This window comes from Psychrobacter sp. AOP30-A2-5, assembly GCF_052378115.1.
Lineage (GTDB): Bacteria > Pseudomonadota > Gammaproteobacteria > Pseudomonadales > Moraxellaceae > Psychrobacter.
Genome location: NZ_JBQSXK010000001.1, coordinates 364,738 through 389,618, shown reverse-complemented (window position 1 = coordinate 389,618; position 24,881 = coordinate 364,738). Strand labels below are relative to the sequence as shown.

Sequence of the window (24,881 nt, the reverse complement as noted above, 5' to 3'; positions counted from 1 at the left end):
AATATTGTCTTATCATCATAATCAAGGAGCCGCTATGAGCGCATCCATAAACATCGCCTTAATTATTGGCAGCTTGCGAAAAGAATCTATCAATCGTAAATTTGCAGAATATATGGTGTCGCAGATGCCTGAAAGCGTGTCTATAAAAGAAGTCTATATCGCAGACTTACCGCTTTATAATCAGGATTATGATGATACGACTATCGATAGCTATGAGCGTGTGCGTCAGCAGCTGAAAGGCGCTGATGCCGTATTAATTGTCACACCAGAGCATAACCGCACTATGCCTGCCGCCTTGAAAAATGTCGTAGATATCGCCTCACGTCCTTATAAAGAAAGCGTGTGGACCCATAAAAAAGTTGCGGTAGTGACGGCCTCGCCAGGCAGTTTTGGCGGTATCAATAGTGGCCTTGATGTCAGAAAAAGCATGCAAATGCTTTCGGCACAAATGATGATTGATCCTGAAATTCATTTAAGTCGTGCAACTGACAGCTTAAATGATGATGGCAGTGTTAGCCGGCGCACACAGAAATTCTTACAGCGCTTTGTGACTGATTTTGTGGATTTTGCAAGGAATACCAGTGCCTAAAGCTGTCGCTGATAACAATACTCTAGATCGTAAGACACCAAGCTTTTGGCAACGCTATCAAGCGCCTATACTATTAACGATAGTTGGTGGAGCGATTGATACCATTGGCTTTATTACTTTATTTGGCTTTTTTACCGCTCATGTCACGGGTAACTTAGTACTGGCTGGTAGCGGTTTGGTTAAAGGTGAAGATGGCTTATGGATCAAGCTGGCATCGGTGCCACTTTTTATAATAACGGTGGTTATTACCAAAATATACATTGATAAAAGTCGGAAGCAAACGTTAGTACTCAGTCATTTATTTTTGGCAGAAGCGCTATTTTTAAGCGCATTTATGATAGCAGGATTGTCCTTTCAACCTTTCACTGAAGCAGGCGATATAACCGTCGCCATCACTGGTGGTTTGGGCTTAACGGCACTTGCCATTCGTAATACGGCTAGTAAAACAGTCATCAAACATATGAGTCCAACGGTATTAATGACAGGCAATACCACCCAACTGGGTATTGGTCTGTCAGATTATATTGCCAACCGTAGCGCTGATAATGCCAAAAAATTGGGGCATAGCGCGGCATTGGTTATCAGTTTTGTGATTGGCGCGCTACTCGGCGCGGTACTGTATGTGAATCTTAGTTATTGGGCAGTCGGTTTGTTTGTCATTCCTGTGTTGTACTTATCACTACTAGCGCGTAATTCAGAGTTCTTACAGCATATTAGTTAATAAAGGTCCTACCGTTATTAAGTAATGTCATTAATCGTAAAAAGCCATGATGGTTTATCGTGGCTTTTTTTATGCATATTGTCTTAGGCTTTCGCACCATGAAACACCGAATTGGCTTGGTATTCTGGGTGCTTATCAATATAGGATTTCACATAAGGACAGGTTGGTTTAACGCGTAAATTTCTAGAAGCGGCATTATCTAAGATGATTTTGACTAAATAACCAGCAATACCACGACCACTAAGCGACTCAGGCACGAATGTGTGCTTATACTCAATACCTTCTTCACCTGTGGATGTGGTAAAAAACTCATACTCTTCAAAAGAAACCTGATCGTCGATATGAATCTCAAAACGTTTTTGAGCCTTGTTATCGATAACTTCATTATTCAATGTATGTAGATTTGACATGGTTTCCCTCTCTTTATCATTAATATTTTTTACACCTACTTATTGGTACTAACGGGTGACGCGAATGATGGCGTGACTACTATATTACGTTAATTCTAAGCACCTATTGTTCTATAAATAAGAATAGTTATTTGCAATAAGCACTGTTTATCTATATCTGCTCAACAATTATAATAGGACCATAGCTTAAACAAGCCAATTAAAAATAAAGGATAACTTATGAAAACGATTTATCATACAGCAGATTCTCGTGGCGATGCTAACCATGGCTGGCTCAAAAGCAAGCATACTTTTAGCTTTGCCAATTATCATAATCCAGAGCGTATGGGTTTTGGCGCACTACGAGTCATCAATGATGACTTTGTTATTGGTGGTCAAGGTTTCGGCAAGCACTCACACCGCGACATGGAAATTATCAGTATTCCCCTATCTGGCAAGCTTGGTCATGGCGATAATATCGGTAACGAAGGCATCATCGAAACGGGTGAGATTCAGGTCATGTCAGCGGGCACAGGTATTACTCATAGCGAGATGAATGGCGATGCCAATGAACCTGTCAAGTTTTTACAAATTTGGGTGATTCCCAACAAAATGGGCGTGACGCCGCGTTATCAGCAAGTGCGTATGGATGAGCACATGAAAGCTAATGAGTTCAACCAAGTGCTATCTCCAAACGCGGACGACGCGGGCGTTTGGATTCATCAAGACGCTTGGTTCCATATGGGTAATTTCAATAAAGGCGTGACTCAGACTTATGATTTAAAAGATGTCAACAACGGTGTTTATGTCTTGGTACTAGAGGGTAAAGTTACTATCAACGGTAACGTACTTGATACTCGAGATGGTCTTGGTATCTCAGACACCAAAAGCTTCACGATGGATGCTGATGAGGACGCTAGAGTATTGTTAATGGAAGTACCTATGATAATCTAAACTCGTCTTTATGATTATCATTATGAATAATAATTAATTAGGAAAGGAGTTATCTTATGAGTATTCAAACCCTAGAGCCAAGGTTGGCTGATGTCGGTGGTATTCCGATTGCCCGGTTATTACCCAATAAAGGAAAACAGCCTATCGGTGCGTGGTGCTTTTTAGATCACGCTGGTCCTGCTGACTTTGGTGAAGATGAAACCGGTATGCAAGTCGGTCGTCATCCGCACACCAATCTGCAAACTTTTAGCTGGATGTTAAATGGCGAAGTACTGCATAAAGATAGCTTAGGTAACGAGAAAGTCATTACTAAGAACCAAGTCAACGTCATGACAGCTGGTACAGGTTTGAATCAAGGTATCAGTCATACAGAACAAAGCGTCTTTCCAGACACTGGTGGTTCGTCAGAGGCGGCGCGTGCTATCAGTATGGTACAGCTCTGGATTGCACTACCGACGGATCAAGAGATTGAGCGCGGTTTTCACCATTATCCTGAGCTACCAACGTGGACGGAAGATAGTGTTGAGATGATTCTGACCACCGGTAGCTATACCAATGCCTCAGGTCAGCACTTTGAAGCGCCTACTATCCAATACTCCAAGCTAGTCGGTATCGACGTGTACTTTACCCAAGATGGCGAGGCTACACTGACTTTAGAACCAGGCTTTGAATACGGCATCTTAGTCTCAGAGGGTGAGATAGAATCTGAAGGAAAGGTATGTAAGCAGGATCAACTCTTTCGTTTCCACGATAGCGATGTTGCTAATAACGAAAGCATCAAGCTGGTCGCCAAAAAAGGCACCCGTGTGATGTTTATCGGCGGTGAGCCATTAAACAACCAAGTGCTACTGTGGTGGAACTTTGTTGCGGACAATAAAGCAGAGATCGAGCAATCCATCATCGACTGGAATAATGGTCATGAGCGTTTTGGTAATGTTGACTCAGATATGCAACGTTTGCCAGCACCTGAATTACCTCAAGGTTTTAAAGGCTAAAAGAAGGCTAAAGATTAAAAGCCTTTTATCATTTACTATATTTTTAATATAAACCTAACGGAGAACATCATGTCAAATCTAAAAGATTTACAACAATTGGCAGAAAAGCGCCGTTCTATTTATGCGCTTAGCGACAATCTACCCGTAACGAATGATGAGATTGTCGATTTGGTGGAACATGCTATTTTGCATACGCCATCCGCTTTCAACTCACAATCAGCACGTACTGTGGTGTTATTTGGTGAAGATCATAAAAAATTATGGGACATCACTGAAGAGACACTCAAGGTGATTGTTGGCGATGACGAGAAGTTCCAAGGTACTAAAGATAAAATCGCAGGCTTTAGAGCGGGTGCGGGTACAGTATTGTTCTTCGAGGACAAAGGCGTCGTGAGAAACATGCAAGAAGCCGCCCCTTTATATGCGGATAAATTCCCAATCTGGGCACATCAAACCAGCGCGATGCATCAATATGTAATTTGGACTGCATTGGCAAGCATTGATGTCGGTGCTAACTTGCAGCATTATAACCCTGTCATCGATCAGAGAGTTGCTGATGCTTGGGACATAGCTGAAGATTGGGAATTGAATGCGCAAATGGTGTTCGGCGCTATTGAGCAGCCAGCAGGTGACAAAGCGTTTCAGCCAATTGATGAACGTATGAAAGTATTCGGCTAATAATTTTTAGCGTTAAAGACCGTATAACCAATGAAACTGCTATGAAAATATCATAGCGGTTTCATTGGTTTTTTTATAATTATAAACTGGGGTAATATGATTTTATAGCAGACTATAACTAATGTAGTAAATCCTACTAGCCCAGTTGTTTAAGATATGCCTATAGAAGAATTCAAGATCATCGAGCGCTTTAATCGGATGCTTCGGAATTTAAGAAGCGTCGGATTAAGGGTTATCTTGAATACTAGCGTTTATAAATATATTTAATAGCCAATTACTGTCAGCAGTCATTAAACTATCTTTATTAGATGAGGTGCTAAGCGCTAATGGCTATGTTCATCATCATGTCCAGCTTTCACACCAAACCAAGTCACATGAGAAGGTGTGAAATTTAGTGTTATTTTTGACTCGATTTTACCATCATGAGGATCAATCTCGATAATTTGCTGGTTTGAGTCATCCATCATATAAACCATTTGCGTGTTTGGGTTAACAATAAATGAGGGAACCGCTTTGCCTTCGATGCCATTAGGGAAAACATTTAATACGGCGGTTTGCTTATAATTTTGTGCAACATCGAGTATATATAGTTTGCCGGTATCATCGAGTAGCATTAAATGCTCTCCATGGGCATCAAAATCATAGCTGACAACACGGCGACTGCTGTCTGTAGTCCAGACAATCGGTGTCATGTTTTTACTGATAGGATCAACACGGTAAGGCTGACCGCAAGCGCTGCCAATGGCATAATTATGATGGTGGTTAGTGATGAATGAGCCAATCCGAGCAGGACTACTACTTGTACCATCACATTGAATATTGGTTAGGCTGCTGGGATAGGCAATTTTTTCGGCGCTGAAAATGTCTCCGGTCTGTTTGACGCTTAAAACGCCATCGCTACAAGCAAAGACACTGTAATCTGTGACGCTGCCACTGCCATGTAACCCCATGCATTTTGTCTCAAAGGTTTGGCTTATATGATAGTGATCATCATGCTGTTCAAATACAGAGAGCGTATCAGCCAGTGAGCTACCGGTTGTCTGATAACGCTGTGAGGCAATCACATAATTGCCTCTAGGTTCCGCTGTACCGTGCATGCTGGTATTAAGCTTTTGATAAGGCAGTGTACCGTCAGCTATACCGGTATCTGTTACAAGTACAAATCCAGCTTCTTGTACAGGGTTTTCTATGGGATTGCCTGTCGCACCTAAGCCGTCAAAAAACAGCCCTGCTTGCTCTCCAAAAGTTTGAAAATGTACTGGGCGGGTATAGTTGAGCTGTAATGGCATTTTTGCCGCATCACGAGCATATGGGTGATCATGATCGCCATGGTTTTCAATATCAAGCCCACTATGATAAAAATTGACCGCGTTGTTAGTACGATCCATGATGACGGCGTAATGACCATCTGGACTACTTTGTACGGCATCGGCTTGACCTGTCAAAGGTAGGGTTTGTATCACTTTATCTTGAGCAAGGCTATAAATGTAAGCTTGACTGCCATCTTTTGCAGTGATGAATAAACGACCTTGTTCCATTTCAGTGCTGACAGCAGATTCATCATCATGGTCATGATCGTCTCCATGGTCGTGGTCGTGTTCTGAATCTATGATTGGTGTTTTCCTATCATCTGATGATCCGCAGCCGCTAAGTGCTGAAACGGCGATTAAAGAAGAGAAGGCGAGCGCGATGGCACGGCTCAAAGGATTTATTTGATTCATAAAGGACTCCAGTCATAAGTTATGAGGCTTATGACAATTGATTAAGGATTGCTAGTTACTGGTGACTAATGAAAAGAGAGTAAGCTGTTAGAAGTTATAGGTGATACCTGCGTTTAACGAGCGTTCTGGCATTGGCACTTGTTCAGCCAAATAAGAGGCATGATTATAGGCAAGCTCGTTTAAAATGTTTTCGACTTGAAAAAAAGCGGTGTAATCATGAGTGCTCGAACTGTGGTAGACAAGCTTGGCATCAACCATGTTGTAGCTCGGTGTATTGGTTTCAAAATCAGCAATGTGATCTTGCTCAAAACGATGATATCCAGACAGCACCAAGTCAAACTGACCAAATTGAGAGGTAATATCACCACCAATACGGGGCGCTACCAATCTTGGCGCGTACTTCCGTGTAAGGCTCGCATCATCTAGCGTGATGAGTGCAATGTCGGCAAAGCTGCCAATACTAATATTGTTATTGAGATAATAGCGTGATTGAATTTCACCACCATAATGTTTGGCATCGCTTTGGACATAATCCACTAAACGGAAACCAGCAGACTCTCCTTCAGTAGCAATATCTTGAGTTTTGGCATAAATATAATTTGTACTGTCGTTATAAAAGACAGAAATACTACTATCAAAACGATTGCCATTGTCGTAACGCAGAGTGAGCTCTATGCCATCAGTAGATTCTTCTTCTAATTGCCCATTACCACGCTCCCAAGTATTGGTTGCAAGATGGGCGCCATTAGAAAACAACTCTTGTGGAGAAGGCAATCTTTCAGAATGACTGATTCTGGCTGACAACTGCGTATTAGGCGTAAGATATTTGCCACCTTCTAAACTGACAGACGTTCCGGCATGTGTTTTTTCGATGTTATTGTCGTTATCTATTAGATTTTGAAAATCTTGACGACCGCCAAACTCAATATACCAAGGACTTTTGCCTTGTTTTCTTAAAATACTAGACGTATCGAGAGGAGCGTCTTTCGTCGTCTCACCATGATTATGACCAGCATGGGCATCACTTGTAGATAATGATTGACCTGCAAATTTATCAGAATTCTGTATTTTTGCGCCAAAATAATCTGGCGTGAGTCGTTCAATAAAGAACAAACCGACCTGTGTACGATCAGTTTGCGGCAAATAACCTTCTAGCCCAACAGCAGAAAACCGGCTGTTTGTGTAATCTAGACCGACCACACCTTTCATAAAGCCTAGATTGCCTGTTTTATACGTGCTATGTGTGGCTTGAGCTTGAGCACTAATGGCTTTGTTTTCAAAAGTTGTGCCCACCGCACCTTCATCTATTTCATCGTGACGATAATCGGTATAGCTGAGTTTCGTATTGATGCTATCGACGCCTATCATGGGTAATTTTCGCTCTGCATGGAGCTGATAGACGTTTGACGTCATATCGACATAGGGCGCTTCACCATGATCGTGGTCATGTTCGTGATCCGCCTCACAGCTCAGTTGGTTGGTCAGTACGCTATCAGGTGAGCATTCATTATGCACATGAAAGGGCAAGCCATATTCTGAGGATAGGCGCTCATATGATGCACCGATATAGCCCATATCAGTCACATAAGACAAGCCAACGCTACCGTTATCTTGCGTGTACCAACTGTTTGCAATCTCATTGGTATCCAAATGTGGTACTTGGATATTGCCTTTATCCGTCTTTTGGTAATACCCACTCCATAGCCAATTTTCACCGATACTACCATTGAGCTCTGCATATCCTAGGTAACCATCTGTGGCCTGTTGGCCAACCAATGCCACTTTTCCGTTGATGTTGTTTTTAGGCTTTTCTTTAGGAATAGTGTCATTAACAATATTGACCACACCACCGATAGCACCGCCGCCATACATCAACGCTGACGTGCCTTTGATTACTTCAACTTGTTTGGCATCTAGTACAGGTACCGCCACTTGATGGTCTGGTGAGATTTGTGACGCATCTTGTACGCTCAAACCATTTTGCATGACTTGGACACGCGGGGCGCTTTGCCCTCGAATAATGGGTCGGCTCGCGCCTTGCCCAAAACTATCAGTAGACACGCCAACTTCATTTGCTAGTGCATCACCAAGCGTACTGCTTGTCTGAGTAGTGAGCGCATCGCCAGTAACAATACTGGTTGCGGTTGCCATTTCATTCGCTTGTGGCAATAAAGGGTTAGACGTCACCACTATGGTGTCTAGAGTCACCGAAGGGTGGGTCGTATCAGGAGAGTTTAGGTGAAAAGATGAGGATGTCATAGGTTTGATATCTACCATCGTATCCTTCGCATTTACTGACAAACTTGCCATACCTAAAGCTGTCGTTACTGAGAATACAGTCGTTACCCGGCGAATACTAAAATTAACTGAAGATACAGAAGTATAATCAGGTTCTCTTAATCTGTTGATATGAAAAATTGGAGACATGAGATTACCAAAATAAGAAGTTATATAGGGATAAATAACGATAAGAGTAAATATTTTCGTTATGTTATAATATAACATAAAGATATACAAACTTTATATTTCAGTAAGGTGTGCATATTAGCTACGCTTACACGAGGTAACTTCAATATTTGACTCTCTTTGTGAGTGATAAATGTCACAGTCATTCAATGAATGTGTTGGTACTGAGATAATAATGAGTATGTCGAAAGTTAGAAAAATGAATGTGTTAAGAACTATGGTTCAGGAGAATATCAATCATAAAAAGCCTTATAGATCTCTGGTCAATGAATTGATACGTCTGAAATATAGAGCACTTTGTAAGCCAGTCTCTGAAGAAATAAGAAATAAGAAATGGAAACGGTAGGCAATAAATCAATAATAGATCGTCTGGACTAATGACAGTTTGCAGGAATTTAGCACCAGAGTTTAGGATTTCATATGGCTGAAAGTGTTATATTTTGGAAGTTTAAAACCAACTTTGAGTGATAACTTGAATAAAAAATAGCTAGTTTAGCTTTAACGACAGCTGCTAAGAGCAAACGTTATATGAGGGGACAGGCTTTAGAGTAGGTTTGTCTTTATTTACGAATGCTACTCTATACGTTTGGCACAATTGAATAGCTGGCTGTAGGCTATTAATATCAGTAATCTAGATTTTTTGGATAATCGCAGTGTATTTGTTAAGCAGTTCAATATTATTTGAGTGACCTAATCACCTAATAGAATCAGCTCTATTGCTTATTTATGCAAGGTGTTACCTTTAATAGCGCCAGTGGCTGCTAGATTCATTAGACGTCAAAACCTCGGACAATCCAAGTGGCTAGGCGCTGTGTAAGTTGCCGCATGTTTCATCCCATCACGGATAGCGACTAATTTTTGAATCATTTCATCCAGTTCAGAGGCTTTGTTCAGCAACAAATCTCGATCAACATCTAGAGTTTTTTCAGACCCTAATATCCCAGCAATCTCATCCAATGAAAACCCTGCAACACGTCCTAAAGCAATTCAGGCCAGACGCTCTAATATATCTTTGCTGAAAACTCGGCGGATACCTTGCCGACCAACAGAGCAAATTAAGCATTTTTTCTCATAAAATCGTAACGTTGAAGCAGGAACACCAGACTGTTTAGCACCCTGCGAAATATCCATAATGCCCTCTGGACTTAAAATTGTATGTAATCATCACATTGATACTGAAACCAGTAAGAGAGTCATCATGGATAACGTCATTTTTATAATATTAATCGGTATTGGCGCTACCGCTGTGATGGACTTATGATCATTACTCAATAAGTATTCATTTAATATTCCACCGAGCAACTGGGGAATGGTGGGGCGTTGGATTGCTTACATGGGTCAAGGGCGGTTCCGTCATGACGCTACTGCAAAATCTAATACTATTCATGGTGATCTTTTTATTGGGTGGACAGCCCATATATTACAGACAAAAAAAGCCCCAATCGTGAGATTGGGGCTTTCTAAATATTTGGTAGGCATAAGCAGACTCGAACTGCTGACCTCTACCATGTCAAGGTAGCGCTCTAACCAACTGAGCTATACGCCTATTTAGGTTGAGTATTCTATCAAGTTTTTGAGATTTTACAAGCTTTATTTCTAATAAATTTTTTTATTAGCATAATAATGATTATCTCACTTTATATTAAGTAACTTTTAATATTTTTTTATGTAGTTATATTAAATAGTGATTGAAATTGGTTTATTTTTTATTGTCAGTAGAACTACAAACCCTAATAGCTAGGTGATATATAACTGGTATCATCATTCTCAAAATAAAGTGAGGATTGTGATAATAGTTTCACAGTACTCATAGTTCACAAAAATTATATCAAAATAGAATGTTGAGGAGAGTGACATGGGTCTATTGGTTGATGGTCAATGGCAAGACAAATGGTATGACACGGAGGCGAGCGGTGGACGCTTTGAGCGAGAAGATGCCGGTTTTAGAAATTGGGTCACGGTCAATGGCAGCGCAGGCCCATCAGGTGTTGGCGGTTTTAAAGCCGAAGCTGATCGCTATCATTTATATATCTCGCTTGCATGTCCTTGGGCACATCGTACCATTATTTACCGTCAGCTAAAGGGTTTGCAAGACCTGATTTCGCTGTCAGTGGTGCATCCATTCATGGGCGATAAGGGCTGGACGTTTGCAGAGGGCGCAGGCGTGATTGCTGATCCTATTGTAAATGCTAATTACTTATATGAGATTTATACGGCGGCAAAGCCTGACTATACAGGACGGGTGACGGTGCCAGTATTATGGGATAAAAAAACCAATACCATCGTCAGTAATGAGTCCTCTGAGATCATTCGTATGTTTAACTCAGCTTTTGATGAGGTTGGGGCGCTAGCAGGTAATTTTTTACCAACCGAGTTATTAGCAGAAATTAATGCAGTTAATGAGCTCGTTTATTATGCGGTTAATAATGGCGTTTATAAAGCAGGATTTTCAACCACACAAGAGGCTTATGAAGAAGCGGTGACGGAGCTATTCGATGCATTAGAGACACTAGAGGCACGTTTGACAGGCCAGCGTTATTTGCTAGGCAATACGATTACTGAGGCGGATTGGCGCTTATTTACTACGCTGGTGCGTTTTGATGCGGTATATGTCGGACACTTTAAATGTAATATTCGCCGTATTGTTGATTATCCCAATCTTTGGGGTTATTTGCGTGATTTATATCAAGTGCCAGGTATTGCAGAGACGGTAAGCATCGAGCATATTAAGCAGCATTATTATACTAGCCATGCCAATATCAATCCCACGCGTATCATTCCTGTTGGTCCAGCGCTTGATTTTAATGAGCCACACGAGCGTACACGTTTATAATTTTTAGTGAAGTTTTAATATAAGGCAATAAAAATCGCGCCAGCTGATGGATCACAGTTGGCGCGATAGATTGACGGTATAAATAAAAAGCTGCTTAATTCATATTACGCATTATTCAACTGACGAGCGGCTTCTAGCGCAAAATACGTCAAAATTCCATCAGCGCCCGCACGGCGGAAACCAATCAACGATTCTAAAATCACCGCATTGGTTAGCCAACCGTTTTGAATAGCAGCCATGTGCATGGCATATTCGCCAGACACTTGATAAGCAAAGGTTGGTACGCCAAAGGTATTTTTAACTTCACGAATAAGGTCTAGATATGGCTGACCCGGCTTAATCATGACCATATCTGCACCCTCGGCTATGTCCATCGCCACTTCGTGCAACGCTTCGGCACGATTGCCGAAATCCATCTGGTACTGTTTCTTGTGTCCGCCTTTTAGGTTGCCAGCACTGCCGACTGCATCACGGAACGGACCATAATATGCAGAGGCGTATTTGGCAGAGTAAGCCATGATAGCGGTATTCACAAAGCCTTCGGCTTCAAAGGCGTCACGCATGGCTTTGATACGGCCATCCATCATATCACTAGGCGAGATGATGTCAGCACCAGCGCGAGCGTGTACCAATGCTTGCTTGACCAATACTTCGACCGTTTCATCATTAATCACATAGCCTGAATCATCCAGCAGTCCATCTTGACCGTGTGAAGTATAAGGATCCAACGCCACATCGGTCATTACCACCATTTCAGGCACAGCATCTTTGATCGCTTTTACGGTACGAGCAGTAAGGGCATTTTCATCATAAGCTGATTTACCGTCGGGTGTTTTTAAGGAATTATCGATAACAGGGAAGATGTCGATAGTGGTGACGCCCTCGCTTAATAATTCTTTGGCATAGTTGATCAGTAGGTCAATCGATAAGCGCTCGACGCCTGGCATACTAGCGATTGCTTCGCGCTTATTTTTGCCTTCTAGTACAAAGACAGGAGCGATAAAGTGCTTAGGATGCAGCTCAACTTCACGAATCATCGCGCGTACGTTATCGTTGTAGCGTAGTCGACGTAGACGAGTTTCAGGGAATTGACGGTTAAAGGTATAAGTCATGATTTGTCCTCATTAGATTTTAGTCATTGTTATTTATCAGCTTGATTAAATAAGCTGTTTTGAAGCATATGTTTTTTTATATCACGGACATTAATAAGTGGATAAAAGTATGTGTAAGCTAATTTGTCTACTATAACTAAAAGCGCCTTACAAAAGCAAAAAGCCCTACCAAGTCGGTAGGGCTTTTTGTACTTATCGACTATCAATGTGAAGGAAATTACCTCACACTATTTATGAGTGTTTAAGGCTCAACGATCTGCGTGACCGGTACTTGCTCAACGCTGGTTTCGTTATACGTCGTCTGTTTGGTAACGACTCCTACGGCAGCATCTTTTTTGCCATCATTATTGACATCAACGACAGCGGTTGGCTCAAAGGTGGCCGTTTCCGATGGTTGCGCTTGTTTAATGGCGTTTGCTTCTTGTGCAGAAGCAACTCGCGCTGAGCTAGCCGCATCGATAGCATTTGCCGCTTTTGCTTTATTGCTATTGGCAGGTAGATTCACTAGTTGCACTAAGTTTTTATGCGGTACAGGAATCGCCGTTGGTACATCCAGATTGGCACCGCCACCCAGCACTTGGTATAGCTCGACTTGGCTCACAATTTTTTGTAGCTCTAAATCCAAAATACCTTGCTGCGTTGAGAACAATGAACGCTGTGCATCTAGCACATCTAGATAGTTGGCGATACCTGCTTTAAAGCGTGCATCTGCTATCTGGAATGTTTGTTCAAAGTTATCTTGTAGACGGTATTGTGCTTCAAGCTGCTCACCCAGCGTGGCTCGTGTCGCGAGTACGTCTGACACTTCACGGAATGCGGTTTGGATAGATTTCTCGTAGCCTGCGAGCGTTTGTTCACGCTCAATTTTAGCCACATCGTAATTGGCATCTAGGCGACCAGCGTCAAAGATAGGCACGCTAATGCTTGGACCAAACGACCAACCGACAGCGCCGCTTTTGAATAAGTCATCTAAACTGCCGCTACTAACCCCAATGCTACTGGCTAAGCTGATAGACGGGAAATAAGACGCGCGTGCCACTTCGATATTGGCACCAGCGGCTTTTAGGTTGTATTCTGCTTGCAGTACATCTGGGCGATAACGTAGCAACTCACTTGGTAAGCCTGCACTAAATATCTGCTGGCTAGTGATGTTGCTGACTGCTGGTGTTGGAATTAGATTGGTTGGAATCGGTCCACCCACCAAGAACTGCAAGGCGTTACGTGATTTTAAAATGCTACTTTGTGCCCGTAGGACAGCAAGTTTGGCATTTTCTAATGATGCACTGGCTTGCAAAGATGGCAGCTTCGGATCAATGCCTGCTTCAAAGCGTTTATCAGCGATAAACAAGGACTTTTCACGACTCTCAACCGTGGCTTCTGCCAGCTTTAACTGCGCTAAGCTATAGCTCAAGTTGGCATAGCTCTGAGCGATGTTACTAATCAAGCTGATTTGGGTCGAATCTTTGGCCGCTGTAGTGGCTAAGAAATTCTGTAGCGCTTGATCTTTTAAGCTAGCAATTTTACCCCAAAAGTCCAACTCGTAATTAGCCAAGCCGAGGTTGACGTTATAACTACTGTTGGGGTTTTTGTCGGTTCTATTTTGTGCTTGACGCGTGTATCCACCATTACCATTAATCGCTGGTAGATCATTAAGATCGGTAATTTGATACTGTGCGCGTGCTTTCTCGATTGCTAAACGAGCACTTTCAAAATCTTTGTTGTTCTCTAACCCTAAAGCAATCAAGCCCTTTAAACGCTCGTCACTATAAAAATTCTGCCAGCGTTGACCCGCAATACTTGCTTGATCAGCGCTACTAACCGTTTCTTTATCGAATGCCCCATAGGTTTGTTCGATAGGGATATTTGGCTCAGCAAGCACAGGGCGCATATCTGCTTTTGGAATCGTGTTACAAGCAGCCATGCTCATCGCTAAAACGGTCAAGCCGATTAGGCGACCAGCATTTCTGCGCATATGTGAGCACGCTGGTTGCGCAGTGATAGCAATATTTGCTACCGCTGCTGAGTTGGTGTTATATGTTTTCTGAACACTCATTGTGTATTGTCTCCAAAGCTTGCAGGCTGATAATTCTCAGAAGGCGTTGGGTCTTGTGGATCAGGCGTACCATGACCATCATCTTTATCATTTGGTTTATTATTCTCGTATTTGTACGGGAACATACTACGTACCCAAATATAAAACATGGGAATAAAGAAGATACCTAACAATGTCGCGGTCACGACGCCACCTAGTACACTGGTACCAATGGCATTTTGACTGCCTGAACCAGGACCTGTGGCGATAAATAATGGCACAACACCCAGTCCAAAGGCAAGCGAGGTCATGATAATCGGGCGCAAACGTTGACGCGCGGCTGTCATAACGGCTTCTCTCAGACTATAACCTTCCTCTTGGTGCTCTTTTGCAAACTCAATGATTAAGATAGCATTTTTGGCGGATAGACCAACGACTGTGAGTAGACCTACCTGCAAATAAATATCGTTATTAAATCCACGTAGCCAAGTAAAGAGGACTGCACCTAATACCCCAAGTGGAATGACCAATAGCACAGAGAAGGGGATGGACCAGCTTTCATACAAGGCTGCTAGACATAAGAATACCACCAAGATTGAAAGCGCATATAGCATCGGTGCTTGTGCACCTGACTTTTGCTCTTCAAGTGACATACCTGTCCACTCATAGCCCACACCTTCAGGCAGATTCTCCATCATCGCTTCCATCGAGCTCATTGCTTCACCCGTACTTAGACCGGGTGCAGCACTACCTTGAATATTCATCGATGGTAAGCTGTTATAACGGGTCAGACGCGGTGAGCCAGATTGCCATTCGCTGCTAGAGAACGCATCAAATGAAATCATTTCACCTACATCGTTGCGTACATACCATTTAGCAATATCTTCAGGATTGGTACGGCTGCTTGGTTCACCTTGAACAAAGACGCGTTTAATACGCCCGCGATCGACGAAGTCATTAATATAACTTGAGCCCCAAGCGGTAGAAATAACGCTATTAATGCTAGCAAGTGACAAGCCATAAGCAGCAGCTTGCTCTTGATTAATATTCACTTTTAACTGCGGTGCATCTTCTTGACCATTTGGACGAACGCCTGCGACTTTGTCGTTTTGCGCAGCCATGCCAAGCAGCATATTACGTGCTTCGAGTAGACCCTCATGTCCAAGGTTACCCGTGTCTTGAATCATTAAGTCAAAACCACTGGCGTTACCAAGTTCGGTAATGGCTGGCGGTACAATCGCAAATACTTGTGCTTCATTTAGTTGGGTAAAGAAGTAACCCATGGCGCGATCAGCGACAGCCTGTGCAGTGTTTTCTTCACCGGGACGATCAGCCCAATCCGATAAACGTACAAAGGCCAGTCCCATATTCTGCCCTTGTCCTGCAAAACTAAAACCTGCGATCGTAAAGACTGAAGCGATATTATCGCCTTCTTGGGTACTGTAATAATCACTGACTTTATCGAGCACTTCTTGCGTTTCATCAAGCGTCGCGCCAGCAGGTAACTGAACCAAGGTAAACATAATACCTTGATCTTCTTCTGGTAAGAACGAGCCGGGAATACGTAAGAATACCACTGCCATAATACCGATAATGGCAGCATAAAGAATTAAGTAGAGCCACTTCAAGCGGAAACTTTTTCCAACTAAATTCTCGTAACTACGACTGACTTTATAAAACGAGCGGTTAAACCAACCAAAGAAGCCTTTTTGCTCTTCTGTATTGCCTTTATCATGGCTCTTGCTACGCTTGAGTAAGGTCACACAAAGGGCAGGGGTAAAAATAAGCGCTACTAAGGCCGATAGCACCATACTGGTAATCAAGGTGATAGAGAACTGACGATAAATCACACCTGTTGAGCCACCGAAGAACGCCATCGGTACGAATACGGCAGAGAGAATCAGCGCAATACCAATAACGATTTTACTAATCTCGCCCATTGATTGTACGGTAGCATCCTTAATAGAGATATCAGGATCTTCTTCCAAGATACGCTCAACGTTTTCGACGACGACGATCGCATCATCGACCAACAGACCGATGGATAGTACCATGGCAAACATGGTCAAGACGTTAATACTAAAACCAGCGATGTAAAGTACAGCGAAGGTGCCAAGTAGTACGACAGGTACGGCAAGAGTAGGAATGATAGTCGCACGCCAGTTCTGTAAGAAAACGAACATGACGATAAATACGAGAACAATTGCCTCAAGCAGTGTCATAACCACTTGTTCGATAGACAGGCGCACAAATGGTGTGGTGTCATAAGGGATAACGGATGTTAGACCTGCTGGGAAGTTTGCTTCCAGCTCTGCCATACGAGCCCCAACGGCTTCACGAGTTTCCAGTGCGTTTGCACCACCCGCCAATGAAATACCAAGACCAGCTGCTTCTTTACCATTGTATAGCGACACTACGCCGTAGTCTGCACTACCAATCTCAACCTCTGCCACATCACCTAAACGCACTTTTGCGCCAGCGGTATCCGTTTTTAATAGAATGTTTTTAAATTCATCAGGCGTTTGTAGGTAGCTTTGAACCGTGACAGTCGCATTGATAACCTGTTGACTGGTATCAGCAGGTGCTTGACCTAGCTGACCGGCAGATACTTGGGCATTTTGTGCACGTACTGCCTCAACCACATCCGCTGGCACCATGTTATAGCTACGTAAGCGCGCCGGATCTAACCAAATGCGCATGGCATAAGCAGAACCGAAAACTTGTACTTCACCAACACCTTCCACACGGCTTAACTGATCAACAACGTTTGAGTTGACATAATCGGCGATATCCGCACGATCCATACTGCCATCTTCAGAGATAAAACCTTGCACCATTAAAAAGCTGCTAGAGGATTTATTAACGTTGACGCCTTGACGCTGTACCGACTCGGGTAGTGAGCTCATGGCGGCTTGGAGTTTGTTCTGTACCTGTACCTGTGCAGTATCAGAATCTGTACCATTTTCGAAAGTGAGCGTAATGGATGCAGCACCATTCGAGGAGCTCGATGACGACATATACATCAGACCATCAAGACCCTTCATGCGTTGCTCAATAATCTGAACGACTGAATCTTCAACCGTCTGAGCATTAGCACCAGGATAGCTTGCGCTGACTGAAATCGTCGGTGGTGCAATACGTGGATACTGCTCAATCGGTAAGTTAATGACCGATATCACCCCGATGAGCATGACTAAAATAGCCATAACCCATGCAAAAATAGGGCGATTAATAAAAAAACGTGACATAGTATATTCCTAGTCTTCCTATCTTTGAATGGAATTAGTTAGCGGTAGACTCTGCTGGTTTCTGAGCAGTGGCATCTTTGCTAGCTGGCTTATCCATCGCTTTAGCAGCTTGCGGCGGCGTCTGGGCATTAGGGGCACCTTCTTTAGCTGGTGCTGGGTTTGGATTCTCTAATGGCTTAACGACCACCTCTTGTTCAGGCTTAACTTTTGAGCCGCCGATAACAACTATCTTGTCCCCTGCTTGTAAGCCGTCAGTGACAACCCACTGGCCTTTATAGGTGCCATTAATAGTGACAGGACGTACTTGGATTTTATTATTCTCATCAACAATGTAAACTTGCGTCTCACTTTTCGGTGTACGCATCACGGCGCTTTGCGGTACCAATGCAGCATTGGTAATCACGCTTTGTGTCAAACGTGCCGTCACATACATACCAGGCAGCAAGATATTATTGCTGTTGGGGAAAATAGCACGCAATGTCACAGCGCCTGTTGACTCGTCAACCTTTGCTTCAGATAAAGCAAGCTTGCCGCGTGCTGGGTAGACTGAGCCATCTTCTAATACCAACTCAACCGAGTTCATTCCTGCTTGTGCTTTGCCTTCAGCGATTTGCTGACGCAGTTTTAATAGCTCAGAGGATGATTGGCTGATATCAACATAGATAGGATCTAAGCGTGAGATAGTCACCAGCGGATCAGCTTGACCTGCGCTGACCAAAGTACCAGCGGTGACACTAGAGCGGTCAGTACGACCTGACAGCGGGGCACGTACGATGGTACGGTTAAGATCTAGGTTACTAGCATCTAAACCCGCTTGAGCAGTTTGAATGCCTGCTTTTGCACTTTCGATGCCTGCTTGTGTCTGTCCAACAGCGGCGGCCGCACTTTGTACCGCTGCTTGTGCAGTACGTACTTGTGTTTGTGCTTGCTCATACTGCTGCTTTGAGATGGCGTCGATGCTGACCAAGCCTTGTAAGCGCTGTAAATCATTTTGCGCTTGTGCCAATGATGCCTGACGGCTGGCTAGCTCGGCTTTTGCATTGGCATTATTTGCTTGTGCTGTCTGGTAATTTGCTTGTGCTTGTTGCACTGCTGCTTGACCACTGGTGACAGAAGAAGCGTAGTTATCAGTATTGATACGATAAAGTGGCTGACCTTTTTTGACGTTGCCGCCTTCACGGAACAATACTTCGTCAATAACGCCATTAACTTGTGGGCGGACGTCGGCAGTCTGATAAGCCGTGGTACGTCCAGAAAAAGTCTGTACTTGGGGTACAGTATCGAGCGTGACAGTCTGGACGTTAACAACCGCAGGCGGCATCTGCTGCTGTGCGGCATCTGCGCCAGCGGCGTCCTCGTTTTTGTCACAGCCAATCAGTACAGCTCCAGATAGTACAGATGCTATTACAAGCGCAAGAGTAGAGTGCTTCATCAATGTCCTCGGCAATAGGTATAAAATAAGTAATGACAGTATAAAAAGTTTATCAATAAATCTAAGCGTATTGAATATAAAAATGAGTATTGATTCTAATGATCTTTACTTTCTCGGCTAAATTTGTTCTTAATAATATGAATTTAGCCAAACATCACCATTAGAACCTCTAATAGCGATATAAGTATCAAGTATCGGTGTAAGAATCTTAAGCATCAAAGCTGTAGCCAAACCACAACCTTGATTAGTAAAATTAACGAGTAATTATAAACTATCGGGATAACCCCACAGTCAAGTAGTTGAGCGCAGGATTTATGGTTAGAAATCGTAATATCAGCTTTTGTGAATGCATTAAATGCTGTCATGGCAAGCGCCATCTTCATTAACAGCTAATGTACAGTCATACAACGGTCAATGAGAAATAATTGTAAACTTTTGTGAAAATGGCATAACCATATACATTGTAAGGTCTTTAATGAGTGATAAATAAGGTTTGCCAACAAAACAAAAACTTTAGCAACTATTAACTGTGACCATTAACACAATTACTCATTAATGGTCTTTGCCAACAGTTAATGGCTGCTAGCCGCAAGTATTGACAGCTGTTATGACGATACTGACTACAGCAAGCGTGCGCTAGCCAATTCAGTCAATTGATATAAGCCTGTGCGATAACGATTGTCAGGTAGCGTACTCAATGCTTGTTGCGCCAGCTTGGTTTCTTCCCAAGCTCGCTGCTTACAGTAATCTAATGATCCTGAGCGGCGCACTAACTCAATAAGCTGCTCAGCGTTCGGTGTCTTTCCAGTTTGTACAGCGACACGCAACTGCTCATAGCCTTCGATGTCGCTGTCTTTGAGCAGCTCAAGCGCTTTGATGGTTGGCAGGGTTGGCTTGCCTTCAGCGAGGTCGTCTCCTAGGTTTTTGCCCATTACCTCACTATCACCACTATAGTCGAGTACATCATCGATAATTTGAAAAGCATTGCCAAAGTGCTGACCAAAATCGCCTAAAGCCTGCATATGCTCTATTCTGTCTTGTAGAATTGCAGCGCCTTGAGTCGCCATCATAAACAGACGCGAGGTTTTACCATCAATAATGCGCAAGTAATCCTCTTCTGTCGCAGCAGGGTTATGCTGATGCTGGAGCTGTAATACTTCGCCTTCAGCGATATCGCAGGTGCCATCTGAGAATACTTGCAACAGTGGTAAGCTTTGGAAGCCAACTAATAAATTAAAGGCGCGAGCTATCAGATAGTCACCGACCAGTACCGCGGTGGCATTATCCCATGTGGCATTAGCAGTCGGCTTACCACGGCGCTGTCCTGACTCATCAATCACATCATCATGAACCAAGGTCGCTGTATGCAGCATTTCAGTAATAGCGGCTAGATGCATGGCTTTTTCTGAGGGCTTGTCCTCAAACATGCGTGCACATAACAAGGTAATCAGCGGGCGCATACGTTTGCCACCAGCATTGATTACATGCTGTGAGACGCTCATTACCAGCTGAACTTTGGAATTAAGACTACCGAATACTTGCTTGTCCATAATCTCAAAATCATCCGCCACGATACTTTGAATATCAGCATAATTAGGCGTTGATTGAGTCATTGAATCTGTTTTATGTGAAGGGATGCTGGTCATAATAAATAGTCATATTAATAAGAATAAAGAGAATTTTTTATAGCCTTAGTTTTATAGATAGGTCAGGCATTATTTTCTATAATAGCATAGCTATGCCTTTAGATTGTGGGTTAAAACGTGCCTAAAACATCGCGCCTATCTTTCATATAAGATTTACTATATATAGAAATTGACATAAAAGCTGTAAAAATTGGCTGAAATTTCACTAGAATTAATGGTCATTTATCGGCGACATTTAAGCTCATTTAAGAGATGTATAAAAGGCTGTAAGTCGCTGATTATATAAGTTATAATAGCCGCTATTATTATATAGTGTTTTTTTGTTGGAGTAGCATCTTAGATGCGCTCCTAATCAGCAGTAGATATAATAAAAAGTGAGGTGGTTATTCGTGTAACTGCCTTACAAAAACCAGTCAAACAAGTGAGATAGACGGCTTGCTTTTATGAGCAAAAAGCCGTAAAATCTTGCCTTTAATTTTTCCCTGTCGTGTTCGTCGTAAAAGCGTTGGTATAACATCAGCCACGGCACACGGGTTAAACGGAGTCATACAATGTACGCAGTAATCAAAACTGGTGGTAAACAGCACCGTGTAGTTGTCGATGAGTTGCTTAAAGTTGAACTACTAAAAGCAGAAACTGGCGCAACAATTAAATTCGAAGATGTATTGATGATTGTTGACGGCGAAACTGTCAAAATCGGTCAGCCTATCGTTGAAGGTGCTAGCGTTGAAGTTGAAGTGGTTGAACATGGTCGCGGCGAAAAAATCCGTATCGTTAAGCACAACCGTCGTAAGCATTATCACAAAGAGCAAGGTCACCGCCAATGGTATACCTTGTTAAAAATCAAAGCTATTAATGCCTAATTATCCACTTAGCAATTACTGCTAAATAGTGCACTAAATGCTTAAGAGTTATCGCATCAGCGATAAGTCAAATTAACAAGGAGATTTTCCCATGGCACATAAGAAAGCTGCCGGTTCAAGCCGTAATGGTCGTGATTCAAACCCAAAAATGTTAGGCGTTAAAATCTTTGGTGGCCAAGCTATCACAGCTGGTAACATCATCGTTCGTCAACGTGGTACAGAATTTCACGCAGGCGAAGGCGTTGGCATGGGTCGTGATCATACTTTATTTGCACTGAATGACGGTGTGGTAAAGTTTGCGACCAAAGGTAAGTTCAACCGTCGTTATGTAATGGTTGAAAGCGCATAATTGCCCATCTAGGTTGTTTTAGTCAAAGACTAAAATAATCCGATGACTAAAAAGCCTCTATTACCGTTTGGTAGTAGGGGCTTTTTTTTAGTTATTTTCGTAGGGGTTATGGATACTAAATGGGCTTTATGCTGCTAAACAACATTACGAAATAACGTTAGGAAATAATGAATAGTCAAAAAACTCACCATCCATGTGGTTTATTATTGTGTAGCCACTTATGATCACAATAATGGTCAAAAGAGTAGTTACAAGCGTGTATGGCAGCGGTAGTAAAGATTGCAAATCATGACTAGGCGTGTAATAAAAAAACTGGCACACTGTTGTCATTGTTTATGAGCCGCTATTTTATGGCTGCTAGATAAACATTTATGGAAAACAAAAATTTTAATAAGATGTCTTATTTTAAAGCGACAATTTTTAAGCGATTATGCATTTTTAGAGAGGATTTATAATGACTTTATTAACCAACAAAACAACTTTAAAACAAAAAATGATGAGCGGTGCTTTAGCTGGTGTATTAATGACATCGCTTGGTGTTGCAGCCCCGATGATGGTATTGACACAATCAGCTACTGCTGCACCAGCTGATAATTTGACCGCTGCCAAACGTTTAAACAAGCTGCTGACAAATACCAAAAGCATGACGGCTAACTTTAGCCAAACGACCAAAGGTGCCAACAGTGGTACTTTTACGGGTACGATGAGTGTACAACGCCCCAATAATTTTCGCTGGGAAACAAAGTCGCCGTCACAGCAACTGATCGTCGCTAATGGTAACTCCATGTGGGTTTATGACAAGGATTTAGAACAAGCGACCAAGCAAAACGTTGACAGCCAAGTTGGTAATACGCCAGCACTGCTGTTATCAGGCGACCCAAGCCAAATTGACAAGAATTTCAAAATTACCCAGCCATATGACAATAAAAATTACTACGTGCTGTACCCAAAATCAGACAGTGCTAGCTTTAAGAGCTTGTCAATGAGTTTTAGCGGTGGTAAGCCAGTAATGATGGTGCTAAATGATAGCCTTGGTCAAACCACTTCCATCAAATTTAGTGGTATCAAACTGAACCCAAGCATTAGTAGCAGTCAGTTTAAGTTTACGCCACCAAAAGGCGTTGATGTTATTAATCAATAACAGGCCGTTATCAAGAGCCAATTATTAATGGCTAATCAAAGACTTTATTGATTAAATAAAAAAGACAGATCCTATGCGGTCTGTCTTTTTTTTGAATGAAGATTCTCTGGAAAATACTGCTAAATCTCTTCTATACTATGTTTTAAATGCTTAACGCTCTAAAGGCTTAAGACATCGCTTTGATGGCGCTCATATCTGGCATCGGTGGTAACTTGCTCAACTCACTCAGTCCAAAGGCATCTAAAAATTGTGGCGTGGTATGTAGCAATGCTGGGCGACCCAAGGTTTCTTTGTAACCTTTCTCTTCAATCCAGCCTTTATCAAAAAGCTGGCGCAATATATTGCTGGATAGCGTCACACCGCGCACGTGCTCTATGTCGCTACGAGTCACTGGCTGCTTGTAAGCAATCACACTAAGCGTCTCAAGTAAGGCTTGGCTCAGGCGTTCTTGGCGCTGCGGGAAGACGCGTTGAATTAAAGCACTATAGTTATTCGCGATTTGCAGTCGATAACCGCTAGCAGTTTCGTGCAAGCTTAGCACGCCCATATCTAAGCGTTGTCTTAGTAGCGCCAAAGCCTGTGTTAGCTCTTTAGCCGTTAAGGACAGGTGTTTTCTTAAGACAGTGGCGGTGAGGGGCGCTTCTGACGCATGTAATAGCACTTCGATATGCTTGCTTAAGTCTTCTAGATGCTGTCGCTGCTCTTCGGTCAATGACAGTAAAGCGGTCGATAATGAGGATGGTTTGTCATGATCTTGCTTGGTATTGTCAGTATCTGTCATTAGAAAGCGACTCTTTTTAAATGATAATGTGTATCGATATTTATAGGAATAGATAGGTGAATAATAACTATGCCAACCACTGTAACGTTAAGGGTTTAATATGACGGTCTTCAGCATCATTATTGTCAGTAGTAGGATGACTTTCTAAATCAGTATTTATAATACCAACCAACTGTCGTTTTATCAGCTCTAGTATGGCGACGAAGCTGACAACCACACCTATTTTACCTTGTGTTTTATCTAGTAGCTCATAAAAAGAGCGCTCGCCATCCGTACTGAGCTGTCGGCTAATACTGGCAATACGATCAGCAAGGGGAACAGCATCGACTTTGATGGTATGCATTTGATAATCGGGCTGCAGTTGCATTTTAAACAGGCTGTCAATCAAAAGGTTTGGCGAATAGCTAGGTAGTTCCGCATTCATGGCGTCTTGACCGGGCATACTGACCATGGCTAAAAACACATCACGCTCAAGACGTACCAGATTATCTAAGCGTTGACTGGCTACTTTGATTTGCGCATATTCTTCAAGGCGCTCAATCAGTTCTGCTTTTGGATCACGCTCATCGCTCGGAGTTTCAGGCTTGGGCAGCAATAGCTCGGTTTTAATGGCAATCAACGTGGACGCCATCAACAGATAATCGCCTGCCAATTCAAAATGCTCGGTATCTAATTCGCTGATGTAAGCCAAATACTGCTCCGTTATGGGTAGTATAGGCATTTGGGTCAGATCAACGTTATTTTTTTTGACCAGATATAGCAAGAAATCTAATGGTCCGGCAAACTGCTCAAGCCAAATGGCAAAGGCTTGCGGCGGCACATAGAGATCTTCTGGTAGATGTTGTACGGATGTCTGGTAAATGCGTAAAGACATATCATTAATAACTGAGCCGTCGTGTGCGCGCTTAGTATCTAAAGAATCAGAGGCTTG

Annotated in this window: 21 protein-coding genes, 1 tRNA gene and 1 pseudogene; 10 read left to right on the top strand and 13 right to left on the bottom strand. The window is 42.7% G+C overall.

From position 1 onward, the window contains the following. Nucleotides 1–34: 34 nt before the first annotated feature. Both ACT3S4_RS01625 and ACT3S4_RS01620 read left to right on the top strand, forming a co-directional pair. The gene (locus ACT3S4_RS01625) at nucleotides 35–589 is read left to right on the top strand and encodes an NADPH-dependent FMN reductase (RefSeq protein ID WP_201503061.1); all 555 of its coding nucleotides are present in this window, start codon (nucleotides 35–37) and stop codon (nucleotides 587–589) included. After that, nucleotides 582–1,310, top strand: a complete 729-nt coding sequence (locus tag ACT3S4_RS01620) for a YoaK family protein (RefSeq protein ID WP_444760268.1) — start codon at nucleotides 582–584, stop codon at nucleotides 1,308–1,310. The genes ACT3S4_RS01625 and ACT3S4_RS01620 overlap by 8 nt, the downstream gene beginning before the upstream one ends. A gap of 83 nt (nucleotides 1,311–1,393) precedes the next feature. Here the strand turns inward: ACT3S4_RS01620 and ACT3S4_RS01615 are convergent, their stop codons facing one another. After that, on the bottom strand, nucleotides 1,394–1,720 hold the full coding sequence (locus tag ACT3S4_RS01615; RefSeq protein ID WP_201503059.1) for a GNAT family N-acetyltransferase: 327 nt from the start codon (nucleotides 1,718–1,720) through the stop codon (nucleotides 1,394–1,396). A 219-nt stretch (nucleotides 1,721–1,939) separates the two neighbouring features. On the opposite strand from ACT3S4_RS01615, the gene ACT3S4_RS01610 reads away from it, so the two are divergent. The 3 genes from ACT3S4_RS01610 to ACT3S4_RS01600 all read left to right on the top strand — a co-directional run bounded on the left by ACT3S4_RS01610 (nucleotide 1,940) and on the right by ACT3S4_RS01600 (nucleotide 4,326). Beyond that, nucleotides 1,940–2,653, top strand: coding sequence for a pirin family protein (locus tag ACT3S4_RS01610; RefSeq protein ID WP_444760267.1), 714 nt, complete (start codon nucleotides 1,940–1,942; stop codon nucleotides 2,651–2,653). A 56-nt stretch (nucleotides 2,654–2,709) separates the two neighbouring features. Continuing rightward, nucleotides 2,710–3,648: a pirin family protein gene (locus ACT3S4_RS01605; protein WP_372862832.1), complete on the top strand. Its 939-nt coding sequence runs from the start codon at nucleotides 2,710–2,712 to the stop codon at nucleotides 3,646–3,648. Nucleotides 3,649–3,717: 69 nt separating this feature from the next. After that, nucleotides 3,718–4,326 (top strand): nitroreductase family protein, encoded by a 609-nt coding sequence (locus tag ACT3S4_RS01600; RefSeq protein ID WP_444760266.1) that lies wholly within the window; start codon nucleotides 3,718–3,720, stop codon nucleotides 4,324–4,326. A gap of 323 nt (nucleotides 4,327–4,649) precedes the next feature. On the opposite strand, the gene ACT3S4_RS01595 is transcribed toward ACT3S4_RS01600, so the two are convergent. The 4 genes from ACT3S4_RS01595 to ACT3S4_RS01580 form a co-directional block, all read right to left on the bottom strand. Continuing rightward, on the bottom strand, nucleotides 4,650–6,047 hold the full coding sequence (locus ACT3S4_RS01595; protein ID WP_444760265.1) for a hypothetical protein: 1,398 nt from the start codon (nucleotides 6,045–6,047) through the stop codon (nucleotides 4,650–4,652). A gap of 87 nt (nucleotides 6,048–6,134) precedes the next feature. Beyond that, a complete protein-coding gene (locus ACT3S4_RS01590; RefSeq protein WP_444760264.1) occupies nucleotides 6,135–8,474 on the bottom strand; it encodes a TonB-dependent receptor in 2,340 nt (779 codons plus the stop codon). An 816-nt stretch (nucleotides 8,475–9,290) separates the two neighbouring features. Then, nucleotides 9,291–9,500 carry a MerR family DNA-binding protein gene (locus ACT3S4_RS01585; RefSeq protein ID WP_372862265.1) on the bottom strand — a complete coding sequence of 70 codons (210 nt, stop codon included), beginning with the start codon at nucleotides 9,498–9,500 and terminating at the stop codon, nucleotides 9,291–9,293. After that, entirely contained in the window at nucleotides 9,501–9,644 is a 144-nt protein-coding gene (locus ACT3S4_RS01580) for a MerR family transcriptional regulator (protein WP_443558411.1), read from the bottom strand. 145 nt (nucleotides 9,645–9,789) lie between these two features. Here ACT3S4_RS01580 and ACT3S4_RS01575 point away from each other — a divergent pair. Next, nucleotides 9,790–10,032, top strand: a pseudogene (locus ACT3S4_RS01575) (DUF2938 family protein); the annotation flags it as partial. Here the strand turns inward: ACT3S4_RS01575 and ACT3S4_RS01570 are convergent. Beyond that, a tRNA-Val gene (locus ACT3S4_RS01570) sits at nucleotides 9,983–10,059 on the bottom strand. The pseudogene ACT3S4_RS01575 and the gene ACT3S4_RS01570 overlap by 50 nt on opposite strands. Nucleotides 10,060–10,368: 309 nt before the next feature. On the opposite strand from ACT3S4_RS01570, the gene ACT3S4_RS01565 reads away from it, so the two are divergent. Continuing rightward, nucleotides 10,369–11,346 (top strand): glutathione S-transferase family protein, encoded by a 978-nt coding sequence (locus ACT3S4_RS01565; RefSeq protein WP_443558413.1) that lies wholly within the window; start codon nucleotides 10,369–10,371, stop codon nucleotides 11,344–11,346. Nucleotides 11,347–11,450: 104 nt separating this feature from the next. Here the strand turns inward: ACT3S4_RS01565 and hemB are convergent, their stop codons facing one another. The 5 genes from hemB to ACT3S4_RS01540 form a co-directional block, all read right to left on the bottom strand. Continuing rightward, nucleotides 11,451–12,458, bottom strand: a complete 1,008-nt coding sequence (gene hemB / locus ACT3S4_RS01560) for a porphobilinogen synthase (RefSeq protein ID WP_444760263.1) — start codon at nucleotides 12,456–12,458, stop codon at nucleotides 11,451–11,453. A 241-nt stretch (nucleotides 12,459–12,699) separates the two neighbouring features. Further along, a complete protein-coding gene (locus ACT3S4_RS01555; protein ID WP_444760262.1) occupies nucleotides 12,700–14,511 on the bottom strand; it encodes an efflux transporter outer membrane subunit in 1,812 nt (603 codons plus the stop codon). Then, the gene (locus ACT3S4_RS01550; RefSeq protein WP_109589278.1) at nucleotides 14,508–17,738 is read right to left on the bottom strand and encodes an efflux RND transporter permease subunit; all 3,231 of its coding nucleotides are present in this window, start codon (nucleotides 17,736–17,738) and stop codon (nucleotides 14,508–14,510) included. Before ACT3S4_RS01550 ends, ACT3S4_RS01555 begins: the two co-directional genes overlap by 4 nt. Before the next feature lie 34 nt (nucleotides 17,739–17,772). Then, nucleotides 17,773–19,170 (bottom strand): efflux RND transporter periplasmic adaptor subunit, encoded by a 1,398-nt coding sequence (locus ACT3S4_RS01545; protein WP_045447023.1) that lies wholly within the window; start codon nucleotides 19,168–19,170, stop codon nucleotides 17,773–17,775. Between the two features lie 620 nt (nucleotides 19,171–19,790). Beyond that, a complete protein-coding gene (locus ACT3S4_RS01540) occupies nucleotides 19,791–20,816 on the bottom strand; it encodes a polyprenyl synthetase family protein (RefSeq protein ID WP_227675969.1) in 1,026 nt (341 codons plus the stop codon). 551 nt (nucleotides 20,817–21,367) lie between these two features. On the opposite strand from ACT3S4_RS01540, the gene rplU reads away from it, so the two are divergent. From rplU to lolA, 3 genes are all read left to right on the top strand, one after another. Then, complete coding sequence (gene rplU, locus ACT3S4_RS01535; RefSeq protein WP_010199185.1) at nucleotides 21,368–21,679, top strand: 50S ribosomal protein L21; 312 nt, start codon at nucleotides 21,368–21,370, stop codon at nucleotides 21,677–21,679. Between the two features lie 91 nt (nucleotides 21,680–21,770). After that, nucleotides 21,771–22,028 (top strand): 50S ribosomal protein L27, encoded by a 258-nt coding sequence (gene rpmA / locus ACT3S4_RS01530; RefSeq protein WP_055123782.1) that lies wholly within the window; start codon nucleotides 21,771–21,773, stop codon nucleotides 22,026–22,028. 454 nt (nucleotides 22,029–22,482) lie between these two features. Beyond that, on the top strand, nucleotides 22,483–23,169 hold the full coding sequence (gene lolA, locus ACT3S4_RS01525; protein ID WP_201581828.1) for an outer membrane lipoprotein chaperone LolA: 687 nt from the start codon (nucleotides 22,483–22,485) through the stop codon (nucleotides 23,167–23,169). Nucleotides 23,170–23,335: 166 nt separating this feature from the next. On the opposite strand, the gene scpB is transcribed toward lolA, so the two are convergent. Both scpB and ACT3S4_RS01515 read right to left on the bottom strand, forming a co-directional pair. Beyond that, on the bottom strand, nucleotides 23,336–23,881 hold the full coding sequence (gene scpB / locus ACT3S4_RS01520; RefSeq protein WP_413786818.1) for an SMC-Scp complex subunit ScpB: 546 nt from the start codon (nucleotides 23,879–23,881) through the stop codon (nucleotides 23,336–23,338). A 136-nt stretch (nucleotides 23,882–24,017) separates the two neighbouring features. Beyond that, nucleotides 24,018–24,824 carry a segregation and condensation protein A gene (locus ACT3S4_RS01515; RefSeq protein ID WP_201560177.1) on the bottom strand — a complete coding sequence of 269 codons (807 nt, stop codon included), beginning with the start codon at nucleotides 24,822–24,824 and terminating at the stop codon, nucleotides 24,018–24,020. Nucleotides 24,825–24,881 lie beyond the last annotated feature (57 nt).